The following is an 18,709-nucleotide window of genomic DNA, read 5'->3' as shown; positions in this document are numbered from 1 at the left end:
GACACGATTAGGAGTCGACCATGGCCGGCGCTCTGCGCAAGACAATGATCTATCTTGGGCTCGCCGACGGCGATGAGCATTACGAGTCCGAGCAACAGACCACACGTAAGGATGAGGACGAACCGATGGAAGTTGACCGCGAGGAACGCCGTGCTCCGGCGCCGGTCCGCGAAGTCAGCCGCGAGGCGTCCTACGCCCCTGAAGAGGAATACCGCGCACCTGTGACCCCCATAAAGCGTGCGGCCTCAAGCCGCGAAGAGAACACTGGTCTGCGCCAGATCACCACCATCCACCCGCGCTCCTACAATGATGCAAAGCTCATCGGCGAGAGCTTCCGGGACGGCATCCCGGTGATCATGAACGTCACGGACATGGGCGAGGCTGATGCCAAGCGCCTGGTGGACTTCTCGGCCGGGCTCGTCTTTGGCCTGCGGGGGAGCATCGAGAGGGTCACCAACAAGGTGTTCCTGCTCTCACCGTCCTATGTCGAAGTGATCGGTGACGACAAGAAGGCCAGCGACACACAGGCCAGCTTCTTCAACCAAAGCTAAGCACCACAGACTGTACGGGGATGCCAGGCAGGGACACCTGTCTGGCATCTGTGCTGAAATAGACAAGACACCAGCAGTACAACAGCGGCCGCCGCACTGGACAGGCTGCACGAATATGGAGATATGAAATAAGTCATGGGAATTGTTTTCGGACTTCTCTATCTCGCCCTGCTGCTGTTTTTCGTGGCCCTCATCATCCGCCTGGTGTTCGACTGGGTACAGATGTTTGCGAGGGAATGGCGGCCCCGGGGCGCGGCCCTGGTGGTGGCACACGCCGTCTACTCCATCACGGATCCGCCATTGAAGGGACTGCGGCGCCTGATTCCGCCGCTCCGGCTCGGCGGCGTCTCCCTGGACCTTGGCTTCCTGATCCTGTTCATCGGCGTCAGTATTGCGATGAGCGTCACCAGGGGACTGGCCTGATTTTCCCGCCAGCCCCCGCAATGCAGTGGGATCCTTCCCGGAACAGCTACTGTAAAGCGAAGAAACCTCCCGTTTGACACCGCAGTGTTGAATTAGAGTAAGCAGACCAAATTTAGGTACCTTAGTTTTGACGGCCGGAAGGCCTACTGACTAACCAGACCAGTGAGGTGACCAGATGGCTTTGACGCCAGAAGACGTTGTCAACAAGCGCTTTCAGCCCACCAAGTTCCGCGAGGGCTATGACCAGGACGAAGTTGACGACTTCCTGGACGAAATCGTCGTTGAACTCCGCCGCCTGAACCAGGAAAACGACGAGCTCCGCAAGAAGCTCGCCGAAGCAGGGTCCAGCGTTCCGGCGAGCTCCGCCGCAGCCCCCGTGGTGGAGAAGGTCCCCGCGCCGGTCAAGGCCGACAAGGACGAGGCCCGCGAGAAGGCAGAGGCCGAGGCAAAGGCTGCCGAAGCCAACAAGAAGAAGGACGTCCAGCCGGCGGCCGCCGCACCGGCTGCGCCCGCCGCTGCCACTGCTTCCGCTGAGTCCGCCGCCGGCCTGCTGGCCATGGCACAGCAGATGCACGACCGCCACGTCGCCGACGGCCAGGCACAGAAGGACAAGATCATCGCCGAGGCGCAGATCGAAGCCAGCAGCCTCGTCAACGACGCCCAGGAGAAGTCCCGCAAGATCCTGGGCGCCCTGGAACAGCAGCGTTCCGTCCTGGAACGCAAGGTGGAGCAGCTCCGCGGCTTCGAACGCGATTACCGTTCACGCCTGAAGGCCTACATCGAGGGCCAGCTCCGCGACCTGGATGCCCGCGGCTCCGTGGCGACCCCGGAAGTCAGCGAAGCCAACTAACCCTGGCACCACGTATTCTGAAAGCCGGTGGCTGAGGATTCCTCGGCCACCGGCTTTTGGCATTGACACCAGTTCCACGAATTGAAAGCACCATGACTGACGAACTTGCCGCCGACGCGGCACGCCCTGTCCCACCCTCACCGCGCCCGCGCCGGGCAGTGCTGCTGTCCCTGTTTGCGGGGTTTGCGGTCTTCGCCTACGTCCTGGACCAGCTGACAAAACTGTGGGTCACTTCCACCATGGTGGAAGGGGAACGGATCCCTGTGCTGCCGCCCCTGCTGCACTGGTACTTCATCCGGAACTCCGGCGCTGCGTTTTCCATCGGCGAGAACGTCACCTGGGTGTTTTCCATCATCATGGCCGGGGTGGCCGTCGCCATCCTGTTCCAGGTCCGCAGGCTGGGCTCTGCCTGGTGGTCCCTTGCCCTGGGCCTGCTGCTCGGCGGGGCGCTGGGCAACCTCACCGACCGGCTCTTCCGTGAGCCGTCCTTCGGCATGGGACACGTGGTGGATTTCATCCAGCTTCCCAACTTCGCCATCTTCAACATTGCCGACTCCGCCGTGGTCTCCGCCGTCTCGATCATCTGCATCCTGACCATCCGCGGGATCGCACTGGACGGAACGCGGCTGGGGAGCCCACACAAGGACAAGTCCGCCCATGACTGACCGCATCGTGGTGGCCGAGGAGTACGCCGGAGCGCGCGCGGACGCCGGTCTGGCCGGCATCCTCGGTGTGTCCCGGTCCGCCGCTGCCGCACTTCTCGCAGACGGCCACGTCACTGCCCGGGGCAAGGCCTTGGGCAAGTCGGCAAAACTCGTGGCCGGAGACACCCTCGAGGTCACCGTCCCGGAACGGCGGGACCCGCTTGAAGTCGTGGAGGAAGTTGTGGAAGGCCTGAATATCCTGCTCGACGATGACGATTTCGTCGTCGTCGACAAACCCGTTGGCGTGGCAGCCCATCCCTCACCAGGCTGGGTGGGGCCCACCGTGGTGGGCGGCCTTGCCGCCGCCGGTTACCGGATCTCCACTTCCGGCGCCCCTGAGCGGGCAGGTATCGTCCACCGGCTCGACGTCGGCACCTCCGGCGTGATGGTGGTGGCCAAATCCGAGCGCGCCTACACGGCGCTCAAGCGCGCCTTCAAGGAGCGCACGGTGGACAAGGTGTATCACGCGGTAATCCAGGGCCTTCCCGATCCCTTGACGGGAACCATCGACGCCCCCATCGGCCGGCACCCCGGGCACGACTGGCGTTTCGCCGTCATTGAGGACGGGCGTCCGTCCGTAACCCATTACGAGGTCCTGGAGGCGTTCGGGAAGGCCAGCCTGGTGGAAGTCCACCTTGAAACCGGCCGCACGCACCAGATCCGGGTCCACTTCTCCGCGCTCCGACACCCCTGCGCGGGTGACCTGACCTACGGCGCCGATCCCCGCCTGGCCGCCACCCTGGGGCTCACGAGGCAGTGGCTGCACGCCCGTCAACTGGCGTTTGACCACCCCGTGACGGGGGAACGTGTCACGGTCACCAGCCAGTACCCGCAGGACCTTTCCTACGCGCTGGAAGTGCTGGAATCCGGCCAGGCCTGACACGCCCCACCTGGCAGGACTGCCACGGGGCAGCGCTTAGAATGGTGCGGTGAGTTCCAGCAATGATTCGTTTGTCCACCTGCACACCCACACCGAATATTCCATGCTGGATGGAGCTGCCCGCCTGGGGGAGCTGTTCGATGAAACAGAGCGCCTGGGCATGCCGGCCCTCGCCACCACAGACCACGGCTACCTGTTCGGCGCATTCGACTTCTGGCGCAAAGCTACGGACAAGGGCATCAAGCCAATCATCGGCGTCGAAGCCTATGTAACTCCCGGCACTGCCAGGACGGACAAGGAACGCGTGCGCTGGGGCGAAGAATCCCAGCGCAAGGACGACGTCTCCGGCGGCGGGTCCTACACCCACATGACGCTCCTGAGCTACAACAACGTGGGCATGCGGAACCTCTTCCGGGCCTCGTCCATCGCCTCCCTGGATTCGGTCTTCGGCAAGTGGCCCCGCCTGGACAGGGAACTGCTCAACACCTACTCCGAAGGGCTCATCGCCACCACAGGCTGCCCCTCCGGTGAGGTCCAGACCCGGCTCCGGCTGGGCCAGTACCGTGAAGCACTCGAGGCCGCGGCCGAGTTCCGGGACATCTTCGGCGCGGAAAACTACTTTTGCGAACTGATGGACCATGGACTGGACATCGAACGGCGGGTCACCGGCGACCTGCTGCGGCTCGCCAAGGACCTGAACCTGCCGCTGGTGGCCACCAATGACCTCCACTACACGCACGAGCATGACGCCAAGGCCCACGAAGCCCTGCTGGCCATCCAGTCCGGCTCCACGCTGCTGGAACCCACCTACGACAACGGCGGCTCGCGGTTCGCGTTCTCCGGCAGCGGCTACTACCTGAAATCCCCCCATGAAATGCGGGAACTCTTCCGCGACCACCCGGACGCCTGCGACAACACCCTGCTGATTGCCGAACGCTGCGAGGTGTCCTTCAACACGGACGCCAACTTCATGCCGCGGTTCCCCTGCCCGCCCGGCGAGGACGAGACCTCCTGGCTGGTCAAGGAAGTGGACAAGGGCCTGCAGTACCGTTACCCGGGCGGCATTCCGGACGAGGTCCGCAAGCAGGCTGATTACGAGCTTGGCGTCATCACCTCCATGGGCTTCCCCGGCTACTTCCTGGTGGTTGCCGACTTCATCAACTGGGCCAAGAACAACGGCATCCGGGTGGGTCCCGGACGTGGTTCGGGTGCCGGTTCCATGGTGGCTTATGCCATGCGCATCACCGATCTCGACCCCCTGCGCCACGGGCTGATCTTTGAACGGTTCCTCAACCCGGACCGCGTCTCCATGCCCGACTTCGACGTCGACTTCGATGACCGGCGCCGCTCGGAGGTCATCGACTATGTGACCCGCAAGTACGGCGACGAGCGCGTGGCGATGATCGTCACCTACGGCACCATCAAGACCAAGCAGGCCCTCAAGGACTCCTCGCGCGTCCTTGGCTACCCCTTCAGCATGGGCGAACAGCTGACCAAGGCCCTGCCGCCCGCGGTGATGGCCAAGGACATTCCCTTGGCGGATATCCAGAACCCGGAGGCCAAACGCTACAGCGAGGCAGGGGACTTCAGACAGCTGATCGCCACCGACCCGGAGGCCGCCAAGGTCTTCGAAACGGCCCTGGGCATCGAGGGCCTGAAGCGCCAGTGGGGCGTGCACGCCGCGGGCGTCATCATGTCCTCCGATCCCATCATCGATGTCATCCCGGTCATGCGCCGCTTCCAGGACGGCCAGGTGATCACGCAGTTCGATTACCCCACGTCCGAGGGCCTTGGCCTGATCAAGATGGACTTCCTGGGCCTGCGGAACCTGACGATCATTTCCGATGCCCTGGAAAACATCAAGATGAACCGCGGCATCGACCTGGACCTGGAAAACCTCGAGCTGGACGACGCCGCGTCCTACGAGCTCCTGGCCCGCGGGGACACCCTGGGCGTGTTCCAGCTCGACGGCGGTCCCATGCGGTCGCTGCTCAAGCTCATGAAGCCTGACAACTTCGAAGACATTTCGGCCGTGCTGGCCCTCTACCGGCCGGGCCCCATGGGCGCCAACGCCCACACCGACTATGCCCTCCGCAAGAACGGCATCCAAGAGGTCATCCCCATCCACCCCGAGCTGGAGGAACCCCTCAGGGAGATCCTTGGCGGGACGTACGGCCTGATCGTGTACCAGGAGCAGGTCATGGCAGTGGCGCAGAAGCTGGCCGGCTACTCGCTGGGCCAGGCAGACATCCTCCGCCGCGCCATGGGCAAGAAAAAGAAATCGGAACTGGACAAGCAGTTCGCCGGCTTCTCCCAGGGCATGCAGGACAACGGCTACTCCATGGAGGCCGTCAAAACCCTTTGGGACATCCTGCTGCCCTTCTCGGACTACGCCTTCAACAAGGCCCACTCGGCCGCCTACGGTGTCATCTCCTACTGGACCGCGTACCTCAAGGCGCACTACGCGCCCGAATACATGGCCGCACTGCTGACCTCCGTAGGCGATGACAAGGACAAGTCGGCCATCTACCTCAATGAGTGCCGGCGCATGGGCATCACGGTGCTGCCGCCGGACGTCAACGAGTCGGCCCTTAACTTCACCCCAGTGGGCAACGACATCCGCTTCGGCATGGGTGCGATCCGCAACGTTGGTGTCAACGCAGTTGAAGCCATGGTGACCACCCGGGAAACCGAGGGCGCGTATACGTCCTTCAAGGACTACCTCATGAAGGTCCCGGCGGTGGTCTGCAACAAGCGGACCATCGAATCGCTGATCAAGTCCGGCGCTTTCGACTCACTGGGCCACCACCGCCGTGCCCTCGCCATGATCCACGAAGAGGCCATCGACTCCGTCATCACACTGAAGCGCAACGAGGCCATTGGCCAGTTCGACCTCTTCGCGGGTTTCGAGGAAGCCGAGTCGGAGGCTTCCCTCAGCATCGAGATCCCGGACCTGCCCGAGTGGGAGAAAAAGGACAAGCTCTCCTTCGAACGGGACATGCTGGGCCTGTACGTGTCGGACCATCCGCTGCAGGGCCTCGAAGGCCTGCTGAGCCAGCACGCGGAAATGAGCATCACCACCATCCTTGGCGAGGACGGGCCGCAGGACGGCGCCATCATCACCATCGCCGGCATGATCACCTCGCTGAGCCGCCGCATCGCCAAAGCCAGCGGCAACGCGTATGCGCGGGCAGAGGTGGAGGACCTGGGCGGTTCGATCGAGGTCATGTTCTTCGGCCAGGTCTATGGGCCCATCGCCTCCGTCCTTGCGGAGGACCTGATCGTAGTGGTCAAGGGCCGGCTGCAGAAGCGCGACGACGGCGCCATCACGCTGAACTGCATGGAGTTGTCCGTCCCGGATCTCAGCGAAGGGCTGCATGGACCCCTGGTGATCACCATGCCCACCTACAAGGCCACAGAGGCCGTTGTGACGGAGCTTGGTGATGTGTTGCGCACCCACCGGGGCAACTCGGAGGTTCGGCTGCACCTGCAGGGTGACACCCGGACGGAAATCATGGGCCTGCCAGTCCACCTCAGGGTGAACCCCAGCCCGTCGCTGTTCGGCGACCTGAAGGTCCTGCTGGGCCCGGCCTGCCTGGACGCCTAGGAAGACGCGGACGACGCCGGGAAGCACCTCCCGGCGTCGTCCGTGTCTTTGTGCCGCGCAGGCCTGCGAGGCGTCGGAACCAGCCGGGACTAAATTTCGTAGTCCAGCGGGATCGGCTGCCCGTAGGCGCCGCCGTGGTAGAGCAAGGGCGACCCGTCGCCGCCCACCTGCCCGTCCACGACCTGGACCACCACCACGGCGTTGTTCTCGAACGAAAGCCGCATCTGGATCTCGCCGACCAGCCACCCGGCCACGTCCTTGAGGATGGGCACCCCGTGCGGACCTATTTCCCAATGGTTGCCTTCGAAACGGTTGCCGGGGCGGGCAAAGCGGGCGGCCAACTCCTGGTTGTCCAGGCCCAGCATGTGCACCCCCAGGTACTGGGTGTTGGCCACCGCCGGCCAGGACCTGGAACTGCGCGCCATGTTGAACGTGAAGCGCGGCGGCTTCGCGGACAGGGACGCAACGGAGGTGGCGGTAAAGCCGTAGGGCTCATCCTGGTAATTCACCGTGATGATGGCCACGCCAGCGGCGTGCCGGCGGAACATCTCCCTGAAGGTCTGCTCGAAGGGCTCGCTGTTGTCGGTCACCGGAACTCCTGGACTAAGTGGCGTAGGTCTTTCCCCAAGCGTATTGGCCCGCGGTCAACGCCGGAAAACAGCTCATGGCAGCATCACGCCGGATGACCTTGGAGGAACCTTTGTTAAGGTGTGTTTCATGACGCACTTCGCCCGCCCCGCCGGACGCCCGCTGCCATGGTCCCTGCTGCTGGTCCCGGCCGCGGCGGGAGTTCCCGCCGGCCTGCTGTGGTGGCTCCTGGCGCCGGGCGGATTAAACCTGATCACGCGTGACCCCGCCCTGGCCTCCGGCACCGTTCCCATGGTCTGGCTGCCGCGGGATCTGACCCTCGCCGGACTTTTGGTATTGGCTGGCTGCCTGCTGGCCGTGTTCCTCGCTGACGGCAAGCGCCCGTACCCGCAGGCCGCACTGTTGGCCGGCCTTGCGGGGGCCCTGGCCGGGAGTGTTGTGGCATGGGGCACAGGAATCCTTGCGGCCCGGCTCTGGGGTCCGGCCGTCGACGCTTCCGCCAACGCCAGCATTGCCTTCTCGCTGCGTGCGTGGCCGGTGCTGCTGCTCTGGCCCGCCGCCACGGCCGTGTCGGTCTTCATCCTGGAGCTGCTGGGCGCCGCAGGCGGAAAGCCCGGCGCCGCGGCGCGGGAACGGCAGGCGTGAACAGCCCCGTAAAATAGAGCGGTGACCACACCCCCGGAGTTTCCCGCCCCCGTGACAGCCGCCGTCCACTTCCGCACCATTGACCTTCGGGGCCGCAACCTGACCCTCGCGGCCCTGCGCGCCGCGGTGCCCCGTGCCAAGGGCCAGACCGTGGCGGACGCCGAGGAGAATGTCCTGCAGATCATCGCCGCCGTCCGGCAGCAGGGATTCACGGCACTGGCTGAGCTGGCCGAACGGTTCGACGGCGTCACACAGCAGCATCCGCTGGTCTCCCGCGAGGCAATCGCCGCAGCCCTGGACCAGTTGGATCCGGACGTGCGCGCTGCCTTGGAAGAATCCATCAGCCGCGCACGGAAGTTCGCGGACGGGCAGAGGCCCCGCAACGTCGACGTCGAACTGGGCGACGGCGCCATGGTCAGCCAGAACTGGGTGCCCGTGGCCCGGGTGGGACTGTATGTTCCCGGTGGCCTTGCCGTGTACCCGTCGTCGGTGATCATGAACGTGGTGCCCGCACTTGCTGCGGGCGTGCAATCCATTGCCCTGGCCTCGCCGCCCCAGAAGGAATTCGGCGGGCTGCCGCACCCCACCATCCTCGCGGCGGCCGCGCTGCTGGGCATCACGGAGGTCTACGCCATCGGCGGGGCCCAGGCCATCGCCGCCTTCGCCTATGGCATCGAAGCAACGGAGGCGGGGCCGGCACTGGAACCCGTGGACGTGGTGACCGGGCCCGGCAACATCTTCGTCGCCACGGCCAAGCGACTGGTCAAGGGCGTCGTCGGCATTGACTCCGAGGCAGGAACCACGGAGATCGCCATCCTCGCGGACGACTCCGCCCAGCCCGCGCTGGTTGCTGCCGACCTGCTCAGCCAGGCCGAACACGATCCCAAGGCGGCATCGGTCCTCATTACCGACTCCGAGGACCTTGCCACAGCGGTGCATGCGGAACTCGCCCTGCAGGCTGCCGCGACCAAGCACGCTGCCAGGGTGCAGGAAGCGCTCTCCGGTCCGCAGTCCGGCGTCGTGCTGGTGGAGGGCCTGGAGCAGGGCATCGCTGCCTGTGACGCCTACGCCGCCGAACACCTTGAAATCATGACCCGTGACGCTGCCGCCGTGGCCGCTCGGATCCGGAACGCGGGCGCCATTTTCGTGGGCGACTACAGCCCGGTCAGCCTGGGCGACTACTGTGCCGGCTCCAACCACGTGCTGCCTACCAGCGGGACGGCCGCTTTTTCGTCCGGCCTGAACGTGACCACTTTCCTGCGCGCCATCCAGGTGGTCAACTACAGCAGGGAAGCCCTGGCCGAGGTCAGCGGACACATTGTGAGCCTGTCCCGGGCCGAGGACCTCCCGGCCCACGGGGACGCCGTCACGGCCCGGTTCCCTGGCGACCGCTGAAACCACTACATGTAGTAATTACAGGATTGTTATTCCCCCAGATCTGCCCGTAAACTGGGAGATGCCACGGCATCGCCCCCCGGCGGTGCTGATGGCTTCAAACGTCGCTGCACCATAAACGAAAAGGGGGAACGCCATGTACTGCCCGTTCTGCCGCAACCCCGATTCGCGCGTAGTGGACAGCCGGATGACGGACGACGGCTCGGCCATCCGCAGGCGGCGGCAATGCCCTGAATGCGGCCGCCGGTTCACCACGGTGGAAACCACCAGCCTGTCCGTGATCAAGCGTTCCGGCGTCGGGGAACCCTTCAGCCGCAGCAAGGTGATCAACGGCGTACGCAAGGCCTGCCAAGGCCGTCCCGTGAGCGAAGACGACCTCGCCATGCTGGCCCAGGAAGTCGAAGAGCAGATCCGGGCTTCAGGGGCCGCTGAAATCGAGGCCCACGAGGTAGGCCTGGTCATCCTTGGGCCGCTGCAGAAACTCGACGAGGTTGCCTACCTGCGCTTCGCCAGCGTGTACCAGGCCTTTGAGTCGCTCGAGGACTTCGAGACCGCCATAGCACTGCTCCGCCGCGAGGCCGAGGAAGGCGCCAAGGGCGGACCGCGCGCAGCCAAGAGCTCGGAGAAGAGCCCCCTCTAAGACTCCGGTGGCGGCAGCGGAGGGGAAGCCGCTGCCGCCACCGGCACCACGCCTACTTGGCCAGCTTGTGCTGGAGGGCGATTTCCAGCGCTGCCCCCACAATGCCTGCCTCATTCCGAAGGACGGCAGGAACAATCCGCGTGCGCAGCTTGAGGTTGGGAAGATATTCGTCGGCGCGCTTCGAGATTCCGCCGCCCACAATGAACAGTTCCGGCGAGAACAGGAATTCCACATGCGAGAAGTAGCGCTGCAGGAGCACGCTGTACTCGTCCCATGAGAGTCCGTCCCGTTCGCGGGCCACAGCGGACGCCTTCGATTCGGCATCGAAACCGTCAACTTCCAGGTGCCCCAGTTCTGCGTTGGGGACCAGCTTTCCGTCGAAGATGAAGGCGGAGCCGATTCCGGTGCCCAGGGTGATCACCAGGACGGTGCCGGAGACGCCGGCGCCGGCACCGAACCGTGCTTCTGCCAGGCCTGCGGCGTCGGCGTCGTTGATGACCTCCACGGGGCGGCCCAGCCGGGCGGTGAGGAGCGCATCAATGTCGGTATCAAGCCAGCTCTTGTCCACGTTGGCAGCGGAGTGGACCACGCCGTGCTGGATAATCCCCGGGAAGGTCACGCCCACGGGGGAGCCGGCCTCCGGGGCTTCGGGGCGTGCCGAGAGCTCGGCCACCACAAGCGCCACGGCCTCCGCCACGGCCTCGGGGGTGGCAGGCTGCGGGGTGGGCACCCGGAAGCGTTCGCCCAGCAGCTTGCCCTTCTTCAGGTCGACAATGCCGCCCTTGATGCCCGTACCACCGATGTCGATGCCGATCAGCGGTGCGTTCTTGTGCGACTTCTCGTCCTTCTTGGCCAATGGGATTCCGTTCTTGACAGGGGCGGGCAGGAAAAGGGGGCGGCTTGGGGCGGCCCATGACAGGTGTCCGGTCTGCACCGGCAGCATGCCCTGCGGGCATGGGACAGGCTACGGCAGGGTAAGGATTTCGGCGCCGGTCTCGGTGACCAGCAGGGTGTGCTCGAACTGGGCGGTGCGCTTGTGGTCCCGCGTGACCACGGTCCAGTCGTCGCTCCACATATCCCACTCCACCGTGCCCAGCGTAAGCATCGGCTCGATGGTGAACACCATTCCGGCCTCGATCACTGTGTTGTAGGCAGGGGCGGCGTCGTAGTGCGGGATGATGAGTCCGGTGTGGAAGGCCTCCCCGACGCCGTGGCCGGTGAAGTCGCGGACCACGCCATAGCCAAAGCGCTTGGCATAGGACTGGATGGTGCGGCCAATGACGTTGATTTCACGTCCCGGCGCCACGGCCTTGATGGCCCGGTTCAGCGACTCCTGGGTGCGCTCCACCAGCAGCCTGGATTCCTCGTCCACATCGCCCACCAGGAACGTGTAGTTGGTGTCTCCGTGGACGCCGTTAAGGTAGGCGGTGATGTCGATGTTCAGGATGTCGCCGTCCTGGACCACGGTGCTGTCCGGGATGCCGTGGCAAATAACCTCGTTCAACGAGGAACACAGCGATTTGGGGAATCCGCGGTAACCGAGCGTGGATGGGTAGGCATGGTGGTCCAGCAGGAATTCGTGGCCCACCTTGTCCAGTTCGTCGGTGGTGACACCCGGCTGGATGTGCTTGCCAACTTCCACGATGGCCTGCGCCGCGATCTTCCCGGCAATCCTGATCTTCTCGATGGTCTCCGCGGATTTGACCTCGGAGCCGGTGAATTTGGCAGGGGCCGGCTTGCCGACGTACTCCGGACGGGGGATGGACGCCGGGACGGGACGCTGCGGACTCAGGGTACCCGGGGTGAGGGTGCCAATGGGTGCAGTGGAGGCAAGGGAAGGCATAGATTGATCATATAAGGCACCACAGAAGGCCTAACAACCGACAAGCTGGGGAAGGGCGCGTAAGTGTTTGTGTTACGTGGATCACCCCCTGGACTTACTGTCGCCGGAACGAGGAGCAACGATGACTGAGTACTGGTTCAACATCAAGACCCACGAGGTGGAAGAGGACCGGCTGTCGGACTGGAGCCAGCTCATTGGGCCGTACAAGACCCGGGCTGAAGCGGAGCATGCCATGGAGAAGGTCCAGGCGCGCAACGAGGCCTGGGACAAGGGCGACGACGACTGAACAGCTGGGTGCCACGACGGGCACCCTCTGGGGGCCCGGCCTAGAACGAGTGTTCCGGGCCGGGGAACTCACCTGACCGGACGTCGTTGCCATAGGCGGTGGCGGCGTCGTGCAGCGTGCTGCGCAAGTCCGCGTACTGCTTGACGAACTTGGCCATCCGCCCGCCCCGAAGCCCTGCCATGTCCTGCCACACAAGGACCTGGCCCGTGGTTGCCTTCCCCGCACCGATGCCCACCGTGGGGACGGCCACTGCGGCGTCCACGGCAGCTGCCGTCTCCGCCGGCACCATTTCCATCAGCACGCAGAACGCGCCGGCCTCTTCGAGCGCCAGGGCGTCGTCAATCAGCCGCTGGGCGTCGTCGCCACGGCCCTGGACGCGGTACCCGCCCAGTGCATGTTCACTTTGGGGTGTGAAGCCGATGTGCGCCATCACCGGAATGCCTGCCTGCACCATGGCCCGGACCGTGGGTGCGTAGTACTTCCCGCCCTCGATCTTCACCGCGTGCGCCAACCCTTCCTTCAGGAACCTGACTCCGGCGGCCACGGCCTGTTCGGCACTTACCTCGTAGCTGCCGAACGGCAGGTCAGCCACCACCAAGGCGCGCCTGGCGGACCTGGCCACCGCCCGGCAGAGGGGGAGCAACTCGTCCACGGTCACGGGAAGGCTGGTCTCATTGCCAAAAACATTGTTGGACGCGGAATCACCCACCAGGAGCACCTCGATGCCGGCGGCGTCGAAAATTTCGGCCGTGTACTGCTCGTACGCCGTGAGCATGGCGAACTTGGTGCCGTCACGCTTTGCCTGCTGCAGGTGGTGGATGCGGACCCTGGCGGGTTTCCGTTCGGCCGCGGCCGCTGCGTCGGGGCCGTTGCCGTAGGGGGCGGGTACTTCTGCGGACGCGCTGGAATCGGAACTGCTGCTGGAGGCCATGGGAGAAGCGTAGTGCGGTACCCGCCGGACTAGCCACCGCAGGCATCCCGCCAAAAGGTGATTAGCGTCATAGCCGGCGCCCTGTGAGGGGTACCAGGTGTCGCCGGGAACCGCGAGCGTGGGTGACCCGGAGGGCGCGGCAGGTTAATGCTGTGTTACGCACGGCGCAGGCACAAGCATCGGCGCCGAATGATTAGTACAGTGAAGATGAATTGCTGCCGGCTTTCCCCTTTGCGCGGACCCGGAGCATGGACGTTGACCGGAGAAGAGGCCATCATGGACCGCCAGCAAGAGTTTGTCCTGCGCACAATCGAAGAGCGCGACGTACGTTTCGTGCGCCTGTGGTTCACCGACGTCGTTGGGTCGCTGAAGTCCGTGGCGTTGGCACCGGCCGAAGTTGAGGGTGCGTTCGAGGAAGGACTCGGGTTCGACGGTTCCTCCATCGAGGGCCTGGCCCGTGTTTTCGAATCCGACATGCTGGCCCAGCCGGACCCCGCAACCTTCCAGATCCTGCCATGGCGCGGTGAGACGGAGCAGACCTCCAGGATGTTCTGCGACATCCTCACCCCCGATGGCGAACCCTCCGCTGCCGACCCGCGGAACGTACTCAAGCGGACCCTGGCCAAGGCAGCAGACATGGGGTTCACCTGCTACACCCACCCCGAAATTGAGTTCTACCTGCTCAAATCGCACGAGCCGGGCCCGAACGGCGCTCCGGTGCCGGTCGACGAGGGCGGCTACTTCGACCATGTGCCGGGCGGCGTGGCCCAGGACTTCCGGCGCACCGCGGTGACCATGCTGGAATCCGTCGGCATTTCCGTGGAATTCAGCCACCACGAGGCAGGCCCGGGCCAGAACGAAATCGACCTCCGTTACGCTGACGCCCTGCAGACGGCAGACAACATCATGACGTTCCGCACCGTCATCAAGGAAGTGGCACTGCAGCAGGGCACATACGCCACGTTCATGCCCAAGCCGTTCACCGATCACCCGGGGTCCGGCATGCACACGCACTTCTCGTTGTTCGAAGGTGACAGCAACGCGTTCTTCGAGGCCGGAGCAGAGTTCCAGCTTTCCAAGACGGCACGCCAGTTCATTGCCGGCATCCTCAAGCACGCCCCGGAATTCACGGCCGTCACCAACCAGTTCGTCAACTCCTACAAGCGCCTGTGGGGCGGCGGCGAGGCACCCAGCTACCTCAGCTGGGGCCACAACAACCGCTCCGCGCTGGTCCGCGTGCCGTTGTACAAGCCAGGCAAGGGCCAGTCCGCCCGGATCGAGTACCGCGGGATCGATTCCGCAGCCAACCCGTACCTGGCCTACGCCGTCCTGCTCGGCGCCGGCCTGAAGGGCATCGAGGAGGGCTATGACCTGCCGGCAGCAGCCGAGGACGACGTCTGGTCGCTGAGCTCCGCGGAACGCCGCGCCATGGGCCACGATCCGCTTCCAGCCAGCCTCCATGACGCCATCCGCTCCATGGAGGACTCGGAGCTGATGCCGCAGATCCTGGGCGAGCAGGTCTACGAGCACTTCCTGCGCAACAAGCGCGCCGAATGGCAGGACTACCGGCTGCAGGTGACGCCCTACGAGCTGCAGCGCAACCTCGGCATCCTCTAGGTGCCCGGCGTGAGCCTGGCACGCCGCCTGATCGCGGCCGGATTCAGCGATCTGGAGAAGGGCGAGCGGTTCCTAGCCGCGCGCGAACTCGAGGGGCTGGACCCGGACAGGCTTTTTGCCGGGCTGCAACTGGCGGCCAGTCCGGACACCGCCCTGCAGTCGCTGGTCCGGCTGATTGAAAAGCACCCGCAGCTGCGGGACCTGGCGGCCGCCGACACGGAGACCAGCGAGCCGATGTACCGGGTCCTGGGCGCCTCCGAGGCCCTGGGGGAGTTCCTTATCAGGCACCCGGAACACCTGGAGGCCTTCCGGGTCCGGGCCAGTCCCGAGCCCCTCCCCGCCGACCCGGTCCGGCTGCGCGCCACGCTCCTGCAGGCCGTCGGCGCCGACCCCCGCGCCGCACGTCCCGTTGCCGCCGTCACCGGCGTGGACGCTTACGCCGCCCTGCGAACCGCGTACCGGCGCGGGCTGGTGGACCTCGCCGTCAAAGACCTCTGCGCTGCGGATCCGCTGGACTTCCTGCCCTCGGTGGGCGGTGAACTGGCTGACCTGGCCGCTGCCGCCATTGAGGCTGCCCTTGCCGTCTCCCGTGCTGAAGCGGCGGAGCAGCACAGCGCTGCCGACGTCGCCGACGTCGGGCTTGCCGTCATCGGCATGGGCAAATGCGGAGCCCGGGAACTGAACTACATCTCCGACGTCGACGTCATCTACGTGGTGGACCCGGGCAGCCTGGAGGACGCGCACGCCAACACGATTGGCACGGTGCTGGCAAGCGGCATCTCACGGGCCATCTCCTCCGTCGCCAGGGAACCCGGCCTGTGGGAAGTGGACGCGAACCTGAGGCCCGAGGGCAAATCGGGTCCGCTGGTCCGCACCCTCGCCTCCCACGAGACGTATTACGCCAGATGGGCCGAGAGCTGGGAATTCCAGGCGCTGCTCAAGGCCCGTACCATTGCCGGCGACGCCGCACTGGGCCAGGCCTACGAGGAAGCCGTGGCACCGCTGATCTGGAGTTCGGCGGGGCGCGACGGCTTCGTGGAATCCGTCCAGGCGATGCGCCGCCGGGTCACGGAGCACATTCCGCCCGCGGAAGAGCAGCGCCAGATCAAGCTGGGCCGCGGCGGACTGCGCGACGTCGAATTCACCGTCCAGTTGCTCCAGTTGGTGCACGGCAAGGCGGATGAGACATTACGACGGCGGGACACCACCTCTGCGATCGCTGCCCTGTCAGCGGGCGGTTACATCGGCCGTTCCGATGCGGCAGCCTTCGACAACGCCTACCGCTACCTGCGGCTCCTGGAACACCGTATCCAGCTGTTCCAGCTGCGCCGCACCCACCTCATGCCGGTGGCGGAACCGGCGCTGCGCTCGTTGGCCAAAGCCGTGCTGGGCCCGTTCTCCAACGAAAGGCCCAGTCCGGACTCCCTGTTGTCCACATGGCAGCGGACCAAGCGCTCGGTCCGGGAACTGCACGAGCGCATCTTCTACCGGCCGCTGCTTAACACGGCCGCCAAACTGAGCAGCGAAGACGCCAAGCTGACCCCAGAAGCGGCGCAGGGCCGGCTGGCGGCGCTCGGATACCGGGACCCCCGGGGCGCCATGCGCCACATCGAGGCCCTGACGGCCGGTGTAAGCCGCCGGGCCGCCCTGCAGCGCCAGCTCCTGCCGATCCTGCTCGACTGGCTCGCGGAAGGCGTGGACCCCGACGCCGGCCTCCTCGCCTTCCGAAGGGTCAGTGAGGCGCTGGGCACCACCCACTGGTATCTGGGCCTGCTCCGCGACTCCAATGCCGCCGCCGAACGCCTGTGCCACATGCTGTCCAATTCCCGGCTGATCGCGGACCTGCTGGAGGTCTCGCCGGAATCCGTGGCATGGCTGGGACAGGACAAGGACCTGCTGCCCGTGGGCTTCGAAGCCCAATGGCAGGAGATCATCGCAAAGATGTCCCGGCACGAGGACCCGGAAAGTGCCATGCGCCTGATCCGGCTGATCCGGCGGCGGGAAATCCTGCGCATAGCGATCGCCGATTCCGCCGGCCTCCTGGACCAGGACCACGTGGGCAAAGCCCTGGCGGACACGGACCGGGCTGCGGTCCTGGGCGCCCTGCGGGTGGCGGAGGGAATTGTTTCCAGGGCCGGTCCGCTCAAAACCACGGTGCTGGTGGTGGCCATGGGCCGCCAGGGCGGCCGCGAGATCGGCTACGGCTCCGACGCCGATGTCATGTACGTCCACCGCGCGCTGCCGGGCTTCTCCGACGCGGAAGCGCAGGAACAGGCCTCCCGCATCGTGGCGAAAGTGTCCAGCCTGCTTACCCAGCCGCTGAAACCGGCCATCATGGCAGAACGCGTCCTCCAGATGGACGCCGACCTCCGTCCCGAGGGCAAGAACGGCGCCATGGTGCGCTCCCTGGACTCCTTTGCCGAGTATTACCGCCGCTGGTCCCTGATCTGGGAAGCGCAGGCCCTGCTGCGGGCACGCCCCATGGCCGGTGACGATGCCCTGGCCGCTGACTTCCTCAAGCTGATCGACCCCATCCGGTACCCGGAAACTGTGGCGGAGCAGGACGTGCGCGAAATCAGGCGCATCAAGGCCCGGGTGGAGTCGGAGCGGCTGCCGCGCGGCGCCGACCCCGCACGGCACCTGAAACTGGGCCGCGGCGGCCTCAGCGATGTTGAGTGGCTGGTGCAGTTGCTGCAGCTCCAGCACGCTGGCAAACATCCCGAACTGCGGACCACCTCCACGCTGGAAGCCCTCGCCGCGGCCGTGGAACTTGGCCTGCTGGACGCCGCCGACGCCGGGCTCCTTGCCGAGGCCTGGCGGTTGGCCAGCCGCATCCGGTCCGCCAACGTCATCTGGAACGGCAAGGCCTCCGACCTCCTGCCGTCTTCGCGGCGCGACCTTGAGGCCGTGGCGCGCTGGTGCGGTTACGAGCCCGGGCACGCAGCCGCGCTGGAGGAGGACTACCTGCGGGTGAGCCGGCGGGCCCGGGCAGTCTTTGAACGCGTCTTCTATGGGCACTGACTGGGTCTGGCTCATTTCGCTGCGGGACCTGGACGCAGATGCCCGCGCCATCCAGTTCGGCGCCGTCGCGGAGATGTCGCTGCTGCCCGGCCAGGAGCGTTTCGTGGGTGACCCCCTGCGCATGGCCCTGGCAGGACTGGCGGACGAATCACGGCGCCCCTACGTGGTGGAAGCCGGCGGTGAGGCAGTGGGCCTGTTGACCCTCCAGACGGGAGCGGCAGGACTCGCCGGCTGGCCTGACGACCAGTCAGCCTGGCTGCTCCGGGGATTCCTCATCGACGGGCGGCACCAGGGAAAAGGGCTGGGTACCCTTGCAGCTGCCGCTGCTGTGGAAGCTGCCCGCAAACTCACCGCCCGGTGCCAAGGCTCCGAGACCGGCGTCGTGCTGTCCGTCAATGACGAAAATACTGCGGGAATGGCAGCGTACCGCCGCGCTGGTTTCATCGATGCAGGGCCCTACCTGGGCGGCTCCGCGGGGCCGCAGCGGACCATGTTCCAGAGCTTTGCCGCCCCCGGGGCGGCGTAACGCGCCGCACCGCCATTGCGCTCAGCAAGCGTTTGCCCGATTATGTGGATGGCGGTGTTCTTCAACCTTGTTTGGGGGGAAGGCTGGACAGTCTTCGTCTCGGGGGGCATCCGTCAGGGGGTCCGGCTCCCGGTCTCAGCACGTCTGGAGGCGGGCCCCCACCTTCACGGTCTCCGGCCGCGGCCTTGAGCGCCCGGGCAAC

The 18,709-nt window shown here is 65.7% G+C and carries 17 protein-coding genes; 13 read left to right on the top strand and 4 right to left on the bottom strand.

The genetic code is table 11. The features are described 5' to 3' along the window. The first annotated feature begins 20 nt into the window (after positions 1–20). The 6 genes from J7I84_RS11275 to dnaE all read left to right on the top strand — a co-directional run bounded on the left by J7I84_RS11275 (position 21) and on the right by dnaE (position 7,015). The gene (locus tag J7I84_RS11275) at positions 21–551 is read left to right on the top strand and encodes a cell division protein SepF (protein WP_142121297.1); all 531 of its coding nucleotides are present in this window, start codon (positions 21–23) and stop codon (positions 549–551) included. 135 nt (positions 552–686) lie between these two features. Further along, the gene (locus J7I84_RS11270) at positions 687–974 is read left to right on the top strand and encodes a YggT family protein (protein ID WP_043453045.1); all 288 of its coding nucleotides are present in this window, start codon (positions 687–689) and stop codon (positions 972–974) included. Between the two features lie 175 nt (positions 975–1,149). After that, positions 1,150–1,824: a DivIVA domain-containing protein gene (locus J7I84_RS11265; RefSeq protein ID WP_214944522.1), complete on the top strand. Its 675-nt coding sequence runs from the start codon at positions 1,150–1,152 to the stop codon at positions 1,822–1,824. Between the two features lie 92 nt (positions 1,825–1,916). Further along, positions 1,917–2,489 (top strand): signal peptidase II, encoded by a 573-nt coding sequence (lspA, locus tag J7I84_RS11260; RefSeq protein ID WP_214944520.1) that lies wholly within the window; start codon positions 1,917–1,919, stop codon positions 2,487–2,489. After that, positions 2,482–3,408: an RluA family pseudouridine synthase gene (locus J7I84_RS11255; protein ID WP_214944518.1), complete on the top strand. Its 927-nt coding sequence runs from the start codon at positions 2,482–2,484 to the stop codon at positions 3,406–3,408. The genes lspA and J7I84_RS11255 overlap by 8 nt, the downstream gene beginning before the upstream one ends. A 49-nt stretch (positions 3,409–3,457) precedes the next feature. Next, positions 3,458–7,015 (top strand): DNA polymerase III subunit alpha, encoded by a 3,558-nt coding sequence (dnaE, locus tag J7I84_RS11250; protein WP_214944516.1) that lies wholly within the window; start codon positions 3,458–3,460, stop codon positions 7,013–7,015. 89 nt (positions 7,016–7,104) lie between these two features. Here dnaE and J7I84_RS11245 read toward each other — a convergent pair whose 3' ends face one another. After that, positions 7,105–7,605, bottom strand: a complete 501-nt coding sequence (locus J7I84_RS11245) for a flavin reductase family protein (RefSeq protein WP_311381128.1) — start codon at positions 7,603–7,605, stop codon at positions 7,105–7,107. A 127-nt stretch (positions 7,606–7,732) separates the two neighbouring features. Here J7I84_RS11245 and J7I84_RS11240 point away from each other — a divergent pair, with 127 nt between their 5' ends. From J7I84_RS11240 to nrdR, 3 genes are all read left to right on the top strand, one after another. Further along, a complete protein-coding gene (locus J7I84_RS11240; RefSeq protein ID WP_214944514.1) occupies positions 7,733–8,248 on the top strand; it encodes a hypothetical protein in 516 nt (171 codons plus the stop codon). 21 nt (positions 8,249–8,269) lie between these two features. Then, on the top strand, positions 8,270–9,643 hold the full coding sequence (hisD, locus tag J7I84_RS11235; protein WP_214944512.1) for a histidinol dehydrogenase: 1,374 nt from the start codon (positions 8,270–8,272) through the stop codon (positions 9,641–9,643). A 136-nt stretch (positions 9,644–9,779) separates the two neighbouring features. Then, positions 9,780–10,283, top strand: coding sequence for a transcriptional regulator NrdR (gene nrdR / locus J7I84_RS11230; protein ID WP_214944510.1), 504 nt, complete (start codon positions 9,780–9,782; stop codon positions 10,281–10,283). Between the two features lie 52 nt (positions 10,284–10,335). Here nrdR and ppgK read toward each other — a convergent pair whose 3' ends face one another. Both ppgK and map read right to left on the bottom strand, forming a co-directional pair. Continuing rightward, positions 10,336–11,139, bottom strand: a complete 804-nt coding sequence (gene ppgK, locus J7I84_RS11225; RefSeq protein WP_214944508.1) for a polyphosphate--glucose phosphotransferase — start codon at positions 11,137–11,139, stop codon at positions 10,336–10,338. A gap of 108 nt (positions 11,140–11,247) precedes the next feature. Then, the gene (map, locus tag J7I84_RS11220) at positions 11,248–12,126 is read right to left on the bottom strand and encodes a type I methionyl aminopeptidase (RefSeq protein WP_214944506.1); all 879 of its coding nucleotides are present in this window, start codon (positions 12,124–12,126) and stop codon (positions 11,248–11,250) included. A 121-nt stretch (positions 12,127–12,247) separates the two neighbouring features. Here map and J7I84_RS11215 point away from each other — a divergent pair, with 121 nt between their 5' ends. Further along, positions 12,248–12,412: an SPOR domain-containing protein gene (locus tag J7I84_RS11215; RefSeq protein WP_214944504.1), complete on the top strand. Its 165-nt coding sequence runs from the start codon at positions 12,248–12,250 to the stop codon at positions 12,410–12,412. Positions 12,413–12,452: 40 nt separating this feature from the next. On the opposite strand, the gene panB is transcribed toward J7I84_RS11215, so the two are convergent. Then, the gene (gene panB / locus J7I84_RS11210; protein WP_214944502.1) at positions 12,453–13,343 is read right to left on the bottom strand and encodes a 3-methyl-2-oxobutanoate hydroxymethyltransferase; all 891 of its coding nucleotides are present in this window, start codon (positions 13,341–13,343) and stop codon (positions 12,453–12,455) included. A gap of 276 nt (positions 13,344–13,619) precedes the next feature. Here panB and glnA point away from each other — a divergent pair, with 276 nt between their 5' ends. Genes glnA through J7I84_RS11195 form a run of 3 tightly spaced genes read left to right on the top strand, consistent with a single transcriptional unit; the run spans position 13,620 to position 18,507 of the window. Beyond that, positions 13,620–14,960, top strand: a complete 1,341-nt coding sequence (glnA, locus tag J7I84_RS11205) for a type I glutamate--ammonia ligase (protein WP_141160830.1) — start codon at positions 13,620–13,622, stop codon at positions 14,958–14,960. A gap of 9 nt (positions 14,961–14,969) precedes the next feature. Next, a complete protein-coding gene (locus J7I84_RS11200; protein ID WP_214944500.1) occupies positions 14,970–17,981 on the top strand; it encodes a bifunctional [glutamine synthetase] adenylyltransferase/[glutamine synthetase]-adenylyl-L-tyrosine phosphorylase in 3,012 nt (1,003 codons plus the stop codon). Continuing rightward, the gene (locus tag J7I84_RS11195; protein WP_214944498.1) at positions 17,971–18,507 is read left to right on the top strand and encodes a GNAT family N-acetyltransferase; all 537 of its coding nucleotides are present in this window, start codon (positions 17,971–17,973) and stop codon (positions 18,505–18,507) included. The genes J7I84_RS11200 and J7I84_RS11195 overlap by 11 nt, the downstream gene beginning before the upstream one ends. Positions 18,508–18,709: the final 202 nt, after the last annotated feature.

It is taken from the genome of Arthrobacter sp. ISL-85, assembly GCF_018613675.1.
Lineage (GTDB): Bacteria > Actinomycetota > Actinomycetes > Actinomycetales > Micrococcaceae > Arthrobacter.
This window is presented reverse-complemented; position numbering and strand designations above follow the sequence as displayed.

Excerpts from the sequence above, each read along its gene's own strand:
- map (WP_214944506.1), bottom strand. The coding sequence starts at position 12,126 with ATGCCTTCCCTTGCCTCCACTGCACCCATTGGCACCCTCACCCCGGGT.
- J7I84_RS11270 (WP_043453045.1), top strand. The coding sequence starts at position 687 with ATGGGAATTGTTTTCGGACTTCTCTATCTCGCCCTGCTGCTGTTTTTC.
- J7I84_RS11240 (WP_214944514.1), top strand. The coding sequence starts at position 7,733 with ATGACGCACTTCGCCCGCCCCGCCGGACGCCCGCTGCCATGGTCCCTG.
- J7I84_RS11265 (WP_214944522.1), top strand. The coding sequence starts at position 1,150 with ATGGCTTTGACGCCAGAAGACGTTGTCAACAAGCGCTTTCAGCCCACC.
- J7I84_RS11275 (WP_142121297.1), top strand. The coding sequence starts at position 21 with ATGGCCGGCGCTCTGCGCAAGACAATGATCTATCTTGGGCTCGCCGAC.
- panB (WP_214944502.1), bottom strand. The coding sequence starts at position 13,343 with ATGGCCTCCAGCAGCAGTTCCGATTCCAGCGCGTCCGCAGAAGTACCC.
- J7I84_RS11255 (WP_214944518.1), top strand. The coding sequence starts at position 2,482 with ATGACTGACCGCATCGTGGTGGCCGAGGAGTACGCCGGAGCGCGCGCG.
- nrdR (WP_214944510.1), top strand. The coding sequence starts at position 9,780 with ATGTACTGCCCGTTCTGCCGCAACCCCGATTCGCGCGTAGTGGACAGC.
- J7I84_RS11195 (WP_214944498.1), top strand. The coding sequence starts at position 17,971 with ATGGGCACTGACTGGGTCTGGCTCATTTCGCTGCGGGACCTGGACGCA.
- glnA (WP_141160830.1), top strand. The coding sequence starts at position 13,620 with ATGGACCGCCAGCAAGAGTTTGTCCTGCGCACAATCGAAGAGCGCGAC.
- J7I84_RS11215 (WP_214944504.1), top strand. The coding sequence starts at position 12,248 with ATGACTGAGTACTGGTTCAACATCAAGACCCACGAGGTGGAAGAGGAC.
- lspA (WP_214944520.1), top strand. The coding sequence starts at position 1,917 with ATGACTGACGAACTTGCCGCCGACGCGGCACGCCCTGTCCCACCCTCA.